This is a genomic window from Streptomyces sp. NPDC007162 (genome assembly GCF_040634175.1).
Taxonomy (GTDB): domain Bacteria; phylum Actinomycetota; class Actinomycetes; order Streptomycetales; family Streptomycetaceae; genus Streptomyces.
On record NZ_JBEYFC010000413.1, the window covers coordinates 1 to 8,041 of the forward strand.

Annotated in this window: 8 protein-coding genes and 1 pseudogene; 4 read left to right on the plus strand and 5 right to left on the minus strand. The window is 73.0% G+C overall.

What is annotated here, in order from left to right:
- The first annotated feature begins 293 nt into the window (after window positions 1-293).
- On the plus strand, window positions 294-509 hold the full coding sequence (locus ABZ646_RS34340) for a dodecin (protein WP_132888014.1): 216 nt from the start codon (window positions 294-296) through the stop codon (window positions 507-509).
- Window positions 510-521: 12 nt separating this feature from the next.
- Here the strand turns inward: ABZ646_RS34340 and ABZ646_RS34345 are convergent, their stop codons facing one another.
- Complete coding sequence (locus ABZ646_RS34345; RefSeq protein ID WP_360527784.1) at window positions 522-1,013, minus strand: hypothetical protein; 492 nt, start codon at window positions 1,011-1,013, stop codon at window positions 522-524.
- 90 nt (window positions 1,014-1,103) lie between these two features.
- Between ABZ646_RS34345 and ABZ646_RS34350 the strand changes: the two genes are divergently transcribed.
- The 3 genes from ABZ646_RS34350 to ABZ646_RS34360 are packed head-to-tail and all read left to right on the plus strand — an operon-like array spanning window position 1,104 to window position 4,843.
- Complete coding sequence (locus tag ABZ646_RS34350; protein WP_360527787.1) at window positions 1,104-2,225, plus strand: LLM class flavin-dependent oxidoreductase; 1,122 nt, start codon at window positions 1,104-1,106, stop codon at window positions 2,223-2,225.
- A 25-nt stretch (window positions 2,226-2,250) separates the two neighbouring features.
- Window positions 2,251-2,445: an antitoxin gene (locus ABZ646_RS34355; RefSeq protein WP_360527790.1), complete on the plus strand. Its 195-nt coding sequence runs from the start codon at window positions 2,251-2,253 to the stop codon at window positions 2,443-2,445.
- Between the two features lie 58 nt (window positions 2,446-2,503).
- The gene (locus tag ABZ646_RS34360) at window positions 2,504-4,843 is read left to right on the plus strand and encodes an excinuclease ABC subunit UvrA (RefSeq protein WP_360527793.1); all 2,340 of its coding nucleotides are present in this window, start codon (window positions 2,504-2,506) and stop codon (window positions 4,841-4,843) included.
- A 111-nt stretch (window positions 4,844-4,954) separates the two neighbouring features.
- Here ABZ646_RS34360 and ABZ646_RS34365 read toward each other — a convergent pair whose 3' ends face one another.
- The 4 genes and pseudogenes from ABZ646_RS34365 to ABZ646_RS34380 all read right to left on the minus strand — a co-directional run.
- A complete protein-coding gene (locus ABZ646_RS34365; protein ID WP_360527796.1) occupies window positions 4,955-5,818 on the minus strand; it encodes a lysophospholipid acyltransferase family protein in 864 nt (287 codons plus the stop codon).
- Window positions 5,818-6,582 (minus strand): GNAT family N-acyltransferase, encoded by a 765-nt coding sequence (locus ABZ646_RS34370; RefSeq protein ID WP_360527802.1) that lies wholly within the window; start codon window positions 6,580-6,582, stop codon window positions 5,818-5,820. Before ABZ646_RS34370 ends, ABZ646_RS34365 begins: the two co-directional genes overlap by 1 nt.
- Window positions 6,583-6,803: 221 nt before the next feature.
- A complete protein-coding gene (locus ABZ646_RS34375) occupies window positions 6,804-7,553 on the minus strand; it encodes a succinate dehydrogenase/fumarate reductase iron-sulfur subunit (protein WP_360527799.1) in 750 nt (249 codons plus the stop codon).
- Window positions 7,550-7,945, minus strand: a pseudogene (locus ABZ646_RS34380) (fumarate reductase/succinate dehydrogenase flavoprotein subunit); the annotation flags it as partial. The pseudogene ABZ646_RS34380 and the gene ABZ646_RS34375, both read right to left, overlap by 4 nt.
- Window positions 7,946-8,041: the final 96 nt, after the last annotated feature.

Sequence of the window (8,041 nt, forward strand, 5' to 3'; positions counted from 1 at the left end):
GGTGTGCCGTCCGCCCCCGCTGCCCGGCAGCACTCCGCAGGCGCTCAGCAGGGCGGCGGACACACAGACGAGGGCGAGCGGGCGACGACGTCTCACTGCGGGGGTCCTGTTCTGTCTGGGTGGACAGCGAAGGGGCCCGACGTGGGGGAACGAGCAAGGGTGCCCGTACGGGTGTACGAGATTTTGGTATGGACCAATGCCGAGGGTCAAGGCCTGTCAGCTGTTCGGAACCGACATCTCGCGTTCCGCTTCCGCGTGCGGCACGGTGGAGTGACGACGAGAGGAGCTTCCCGATGACGAACCACACCTACCGGGTCACCGAGATCGTCGGCACCTCGCACGAAGGCCTCGACCAGGCCATCCGCAACGGTGTCGCCCGCGCCGGCCAGACCCTGCGCAACCTGGACTGGTTCGAGGTGACGCAGGTCAGGGGCCAGATCGAGAACGGGCAGATCGAGCACTACCAGGTGGGCCTGAAGGTGGGCTTCCGCATCGACGACGGGGACTGAGGCGCGGCCGGCTCAGGTCCGCCCCTCCCCCTCCTGGGCCTGCTCCAGCGCGGCCGAGCGGTCGGCCCAGCGGGCCCGCACGACGGTGAACCCGGCCCGTTCGGCGTCGTCGCACACCAGCTCGTCGTCATCGACCAGGACGCGGACCTCCCGGCGGTCGGCGAGGCGGCGCAGAATCTCCAGCTTGGTGTGCCGGGCGGGCCTGCGGTCGGCGTTGCGCCGCATGTGCACCCGGCCCTCGGGCAGCCCGTGGGCGGCGAGCCAGTCCAGCGTGTCGCGGCGGCAGCGCTCGGGCCTGCCGGTGAGATAGACGATCTCGCACTCCGCCGCGTTCGCCACGGCCAGCGCGATCCCCTCGGCGAGCGGCGGATCGTGCGGCGCGGCGGCGAAGAACGCGTCCCAGTCCCGGGGACCGCGCTCCAGGAACCGCTGCCGGTGCGCGGTGTCGGCAAGGGTGTTGTCGATGTCGAACACGGCGACCGGCCGCTTGCTGCTCTCTGTCACACGGCAACCCTAGAACGGCGCGCGACCGGCCCCGGCGGACGGTCGGCAGGAGGACGGGAATCCTGGCGCCGCCCGGGTGTTGAACCCCCTGTGAACGCAAGCATCGCCCGGACCCGGTTCTCCGTCCTCGACCGCTCGCGCACCCGTGAGGGGCACACGCCCGGCGAGGCGCTGCGGGACACCGTGGCGCTGGCCCGGGAGGTGGAGGCCCTCGGCTACCACCGCTTCTGGGTGTCGGAGCACCACGGGGTGCCCGGGGTCGCCGGTTCGGCGCCGACGGTGCTGGCCGCCGCCGTGGCCGGCGCGACCCGGACCGTCCGGGTCGGCACCGGCGGTGTCATGCTGCCCAACCACCGGCCCCTGGTCGTGGCCGAGCAGTTCGGGGTGCTGGAGTCGCTGTACCCGGGCCGGATCGACATGGGCCTCGGCCGGTCCGTGGGCTTCACCGACGGGGTGCGCAGGGCGCTGGGCCGCGACAAGGGCGACGCCGAGGACTTCGCGGCCCAACTCGGCGAGCTGCTCGGCTGGTTCGAGGGGACCTCGCCGACCGGTGTGCGGGCGCGCCCCGCGCAGGGGCTGCGGGTGCCGCCGTTCGTGCTGGCGATGGGCGAGGGCGCGGACATCGCGGCCCGTGCCGGGCTGCCCCTGGTCATCGGCGATCTGCGCAACCGGGAGAAGATGCGACGCGGCATCGACCGCTACCGCGACCGCTTCCGCCCCTCTGCCTGGGCCGCCGAGCCGTACGTCGTGATCTCGGGGACGGTAGCCGTCGCCGACACCCCCGAGGCCGCCCGCCGTCTGCTGGTCCCGGAGGCGTGGTCGACGGCGTACTCCCGCACCCACGGCACCTTCCCCCCGCTGCCCCCGGCCGACGCCGTGGCGGCACGGCCGATGACCGCCAGGGAGCGCGACTTCTACGAGTCGGGGCTCACCGGCCACATCGCCGGGACGGCGGACCAGGTGGCGCACGAGCTGGAGACCGCCCTGAAGGAGACCGCCGCGGACGAGGTACTGGTCACCACCAGCACGTACGACCGCACCGCCCTCCTGGACTCCTATCGGCGGCTGGCCGCGCTCGTGGACCTCCAGGCCTCCTGGACCCGCCGGCGACCTGTTTCCCGGCCCGTTCAAGCCGGCACAGGCATGCCGGGCCCGTACGGCGACACCCGCCGAGATGCGGACCCGGCTCGGGCCGGTGACGCTGGGGAGTAAGCCGCAACCAGCTAGGAGGGCTGCCATGTCCATGCTGGACAAGCTCAAGGGGATGCTCAAGGGCCACGAGGAGCAGGCCAAGCGGGGCGTCGACAAGGGCGGTGACATGATCGACCAGCGGACCGGGAACAAGTACCAGTCCCAGGTCGACATGGGCCAGAAGCAGGCCGACGACTACATCGACCGGAGCCGCGACCAGGGCAACCCGCCTCCGCAGTAGGGGACCCACGGGCTACGATCGGCGGGTTTGCCCCGCCCCGACACGGAGTTCCCGCCCGATGCACAGCCCCCACGATCCCTTCGTCCGCGTCCGTGGCGCCCGGGAGCACAACCTCAAGGGCGTCGACGTGGACGTGCCCCGGGACGTGCTGGCCGTCTTCACCGGCGTGTCCGGCTCGGGGAAGTCGTCCCTGGCTTTCGGCACGATCTACGCCGAGGCCCAGCGGCGCTACTTCGAGTCGGTCGCGCCCTACGCGCGCCGGCTGATCCACCAGGTCGGGGCGCCCAGGGTCGCGGAGATCAGCGGGCTGCCGCCGGCGGTCTCGCTCCAGCAGCGCCGCTCCGCCCCCACCTCCCGGTCCTCGGTCGGCACGGTCACCAACCTCTCCAACTCCCTGCGGATGCTGTTCTCGCGCGCGGGCGACTATCCGCCGGGCGCCGAGCGGCTCGATTCCGACGCGTTCTCCCCGAACACGGCGGTCGGCGCCTGTCCTCGGTGCCACGGCCTGGGACGTGTGCACGGTACGACCGAGGAGTCGCTGGTCCCGGATCCCTCGCTGTCGATCCGCGAGGGCGCGATCGCCGCCTGGCCGGGCGCCTGGCAGGGCAAGAACCTCCGGGACATCCTGGACGCCCTCGGCCACGACGTGGACCGGCCCTGGCGCGAACTGCCCGCCGCGCAGCGGGAGTGGATCCTCTTCACGGACGAGCAGCCGGTGGTCACCGTGCACCCGGTCCGGGACGCCGACCGCATCCAACGTCCCTACCAGGGCACGTACATGAGTGCCCGCCGGTATGTGCTGAAGACCTTCGCGGACTCCAGGAGCCCGGCCCTGCGGGCGAGGGCGGAGCGGTTCCTGACCAGTGCGCCCTGCCCGGTGTGCGGGGGCAGCAGGCTGCGGCCGGAGGCACTCGCGGTGACCTTCGGGGGGCGTACCATCGCCGAACTCGTCGCGTTGCCCCTGACCGAACTCGCCGAAATCCTCGGCGCCGCCGGCGGTTCGGAGACCGTCCGGGTGCTCACGGGTGACCTCACCTCCCGGATCGCCCCGGTCGTCGAACTGGGCCTCGGCTATCTCAGCCTGGACCGTGCGACGCCCACCCTCTCGGCGGGCGAGCTGCAGCGCCTGCGCCTGGCCACGCAGTTGCGCTCCGGGCTCTTCGGTGTCGTGTACGTCCTGGACGAGCCGTCGGCCGGGCTGCACCCGGCGGACACCGAGGCGCTGCTCAGGGTCCTCGAACGGCTCAAGGCGGCCGGGAACTCGGTGTTCGTGGTCGAGCACCACCTGGACGTGATGCGTGGCGCCGACTGGCTGGTGGACGTGGGCCCGCGCGCCGGTGAGCACGGCGGGGAGGTGCTGCACAGCGGACCGGTGGCGGAGCTGGCGAAGGTCGCCGGGTCGGCCACGGCCCGCTACCTCTTCGACGAGTCCCCCGTGCCGCCGCGCAGTCCACGGCCGGCGACGGGCTCCCTGCGGGTCGGGCCGGTCACCCGGCACAACCTGCGCGAGGTCACCGCCGAGTTCCCGCTCGGCGTCCTCACCGCGGTCACCGGGGTCTCCGGATCCGGCAAGTCGACACTCATCGGCGAGATCACCGAGGAGCTGACCGGCGTCGGTCGCCTGGTGTCGGTCGACCAGAAGCCGATCGGCCGCACCCCGCGCTCCAACCTGGCCACCTACACCGGCCTGTTCGACGTCGTACGGAAGGTGTTCGCCGCCACCGACCAGGCGGCGCAACGCGGTTACGGCGTGAGCCGGTTCTCCTTCAACGTCGCGGGCGGCCGGTGCGAGACCTGCCAGGGCGAGGGTTTCGTCAGTGTGGAGCTGTTGTTCCTGCCCAGCACCTACGCCCCCTGCCCGGACTGCGGCGGGGCACGCTACAACCCGGAGACGCTCCAGGTGTCGTACCGGGGACGGAGCATCGCCGACGTGCTGGACCTGACGGTGGAGAGCGCCGCGGAGTTCTTCGCGGACACCCCCGCCGTGGCGCGCAGCCTGGCCACCCTGCTCGACGTGGGGCTCGGCTATCTGCGCCTGGGGCAGCCCGCCACGGAACTGTCCGGCGGCGAGGCCCAGCGGATCAAGCTGGCCAACGAGTTGCAGCGCGGTCGGCGCGGTCACACCCTCTACCTCCTGGACGAGCCGACGACGGGACTGCATCCGGCAGACGTCGAGGTGCTGATGCGGCAGCTGCACGGGCTGGCCGACGCGGGGCACACCGTCGTGGTCGTGGAGCACGACATGTCGGTGGTCGCGGGCGCCGACTGGGTGATCGACCTGGGGCCGGGCGGCGGCGACCGGGGCGGCCGGATCGTGGCGGCGGGTCCGCCGGCCGAGGTGGCGCGGGCCGAGGGCAGTGTCACGGCTCCCTATCTCTCCCGCGTCCTCGGCCGGTGACCTCCGGCAAGGCGTCACAGCGCCCCGGCGGTCCGAGCGACGCGCCCAGGACGTCACCGCGTCCCGTCGGGAGCTCGCCCGTCCGGGCCTTTCCGGCTCCGACGGCAGTGGCTACGGCGTCGACCTGCTCAGGCTCCACTGGGAGACGGGCCACTGGGCACCCGGCTCGGGGTTCACCAGGACCGCGTGCGTCCAGGCCGGCTCGTGGGCCGGCGGCTGGGCGGCTCGGGCGAGGGCGCGCCGGTCCGGGTGGCCGCCGGCCGGTATCAACGGCCGTACGTCCACCTCGGCCACCAGGCCACGGGTCGACACCACCCGCCACAGGGAGGCCAGCAGCGTGTCCTGGCCGACATAGGCGGGCACCGTGCTGGCCCCTCCCGCGGCCAGCCGGTACCGCAGCCGCACCGGCTGCACGGGCGCGCCGGCGTCCAGCGCGGCCTGGAACACGGCCCGGCGGAAGCGTCCCTGGGCCCGGCCGCACCAGGTGCTGCCCTCCGGGAAGGCGACCACCGCGGCCCCCTCCCGCAGCGCGCCCGCGATCCGGGCGACGGTGCCGGGCAGCGCGCGCAGCCGGTCGCGGTCGATGAACAGGACCCCGGCCCCGGCCACCAGCGCGCCGGCCACCGGCCACGCGCGGATCTCCTGCTTGGCGAGCATCCGCGCCGGCCGGACGGCGGCCAGCAGCGGTATGTCCAGCCACGAGATGTGGTTGGCGACGAGCAGCACCCCGCCGGTGCCCGGCGCGCTGCCGGTGAGCCGGACCCGGACGCCCGCGGCCCGCACCAGCAGCCGGCAGAACCGCCGCACCCACTCGGCGGGGATCCTCCCGCCGAGCGGGAGCAGCGCGATCGCGGTCAGCATCAGGACCACGACCGCGGCGAACCGCAGCACGGCCCGGGGTACGGCCGTGCGGGACCCCGCGCGTTCCACACACGCGCCCGGGGTGCAGGGCGCGCTGGGCAGCCAGACGCTCATCAGGCCGGGACGAGCGAGAGGAAGTGCCGCAGATAGCGCGCGTTGACCCGGCGCATCGACAGCAGCACGTACAGGTCGGCGACCCCGAAGTCCGGGTCGTGCGAGGGCGCGCCGCACACCCAGGCGCCGAGGCGCAGATAGCCGCGCAGCAGCGCGGGAAGTTCGGCGCGGCCCTCGGGAGCGGGGCCGTCGGGCACCCAGGGCCGCAGCGGCCGTACCCGGAACTCCTCCGGGGCAAGGTGCTTGGCCTGGACCCGGTCCCAGGTGGCGGCGGCGAGAGTGCCGCCGTCGGCGAGCGGGACGGAGCAGCAGCCGGCCAGCCACTCGTGGCCGCGGTCCACCATGTAGCGGGCTATGCCGGCCCAGATGAGGCCGATGACGGCGCCGTCGCGGTGTGCGGGGTGCACACAGGACCGGCCGACCTCGACCAGTCCGGAGCGGATGCCGTCGAGCCGGGACAGGTCGAACTCCCCGTCGGAGTACAGGCGGCCGGCGACCGCGGCGCGCTCCGGGGGCAGCAGCCGGTAGGTGCCGACGACCTCGCCGGTGAGGGCCTCGCGGATGAGGAGGTGGTCGCAGTACGCGTCGAAGGCGTCCGCGTCCAGGCCCGGTTCCGGCCCGTCGAGCCGGGCGCCCATCTCTCCGGCGAACACGTGGTGGCGCAGTCGCTGTGCGGCCCGGACGTCGTCCTCGTCACGGGCGAGCTGCACCAGATAGCCGGCGTCCCCGGGCGGGGCGGCGAGGGCGGGGGGTGAGGCGGGCATGGCGGTCATGGAGGTCTCCTGCGCCGAGCGGAAGCTGAGGAAATCTGCACCTGCTTTCTTCCGTGGCAGGCTGGACTCGGCGTGACATGCGCGGGACCCGTGGATGTGGGACTGCTGAATGCCGGGGGACCCGACGGCACCCGGAAACGCGAGACGGGGCCGGAGAGCACCGACCCCGACCCCGCCCGTCCGCACCTTTCGGCGAACGTCCTGGAACTGCGCTACCTCTTCCCCGCCTTCCGGGCAGCCCGCAGCCACTCCTTGTTCATGCTCGTGATGGACACCAGCGGAATCCCCTTCGGGCACGCCGTCGCGCACTCCCCCGCCAACGTGCACCCCCCGAACCCCTCCGCGTCCATCTGCGCCACCATGTCCAGCACCCGCGTCTCCCGCTCGGGCGCCCCCTGCGGCAGCACGTTCAGGTGATTCACCTTGGCGGACGTGAACAGCATCGCCGCCCCGTTGGGACAGGCGGCGACACACGCCCCGCACCCGATGCACTCGGCGTGCTCGAACGCGAAGTCGGCGTCGGCCTTCGGCACCGCCGTGGCATGGGCCTCCGGCGCCGAGCCGGTGGGCGCGGTGACGTACCCGCCGGCCTGGATGATCCGGTCGAACGCGGACCGGTCCACGACCAGGTCCTTGATCACCGGGAACGCGGACGCCCGCCACGGCTCGATGTCGATCGTGTCGCCGTCCTGGAAGGACCGCATGTGCAGCTGGCAGGTGGTGGTCCGCTCGGGCCCGTGCGCGTCCCCGTTGATCACCAGGGAGCAGGCGCCGCAGATCCCCTCGCGGCAGTCGTGGTCGAAGGCGACCGGGTCCTCGCCGCGCAGGATGAGTTCCTCGTTGAGGGTGTCGAGCATCTCCAGGAAGGACATGTCGCTGGAGATGCCGTCCACCTCGTACGTGGACATCGCGCCGTCGGCGTCGGCGTTCTTCTGCCGCCAGACGCGCAGGGTGAGCTTCATGCGTAGCTCCGCTGGGTGGGGTGGACGTACTCGAAGACCAGGTCTTCCTTGTGCAGCACCGGGGCGTCCCCGGTGCCGGTGAACTCCCAGGCCGCCGCGTAGGCGAACTCGTCGTCCCTGCGGGCGGCCTCGCCGTCCGGCGTCTGCGACTCCTCCCGGAAGTGACCGCCGCAGGACTCGGCGCGGTGCAGCGCGTCGAGGCACATCAGCTCGGCCAGTTCCAGGTAGTCGACGATCCGGTTGGCCTTCTCGAGGGACTGGTTGAACTCCTCGCCGGTCCCCGGCACCTTGATGCGCCGCCAGAACTCCTCGCGGATCTGCGGGATGCGCTCGAGTGCCTTGCGCAGCCCGGCGTCCGTCCGGGCCATGCCGCAGAACTCCCACATCAGCTCGCTTGCGTCGCGACCATCCGGTGGGCCTGCCGCCGCTGCGTCGCCCGCAGGACCGGCAAACCGGACCAGAGCGTCATGGTCTGGATGTCGAAACAC

What these genes read in the sequence shown, in the direction of transcription:
- ABZ646_RS34375 (WP_360527799.1), bottom strand. Translation starts at nt 7,553, where the DNA reads ATGAAGCTCACCCTGCGCGTCTGGCGGCAGAAGAACGCCGACGCCGAC.
- ABZ646_RS34360 (WP_360527793.1), top strand. Translation starts at nt 2,504, where the DNA reads ATGCACAGCCCCCACGATCCCTTCGTCCGCGTCCGTGGCGCCCGGGAG.
- ABZ646_RS34355 (WP_360527790.1), top strand. Translation starts at nt 2,251, where the DNA reads ATGTCCATGCTGGACAAGCTCAAGGGGATGCTCAAGGGCCACGAGGAG.
- ABZ646_RS34340 (WP_132888014.1), top strand. Translation starts at nt 294, where the DNA reads ATGACGAACCACACCTACCGGGTCACCGAGATCGTCGGCACCTCGCAC.
- ABZ646_RS34370 (WP_360527802.1), bottom strand. Translation starts at nt 6,582, where the DNA reads ATGCCCGCCTCACCCCCCGCCCTCGCCGCCCCGCCCGGGGACGCCGGC.
- ABZ646_RS34365 (WP_360527796.1), bottom strand. Translation starts at nt 5,818, where the DNA reads ATGAGCGTCTGGCTGCCCAGCGCGCCCTGCACCCCGGGCGCGTGTGTG.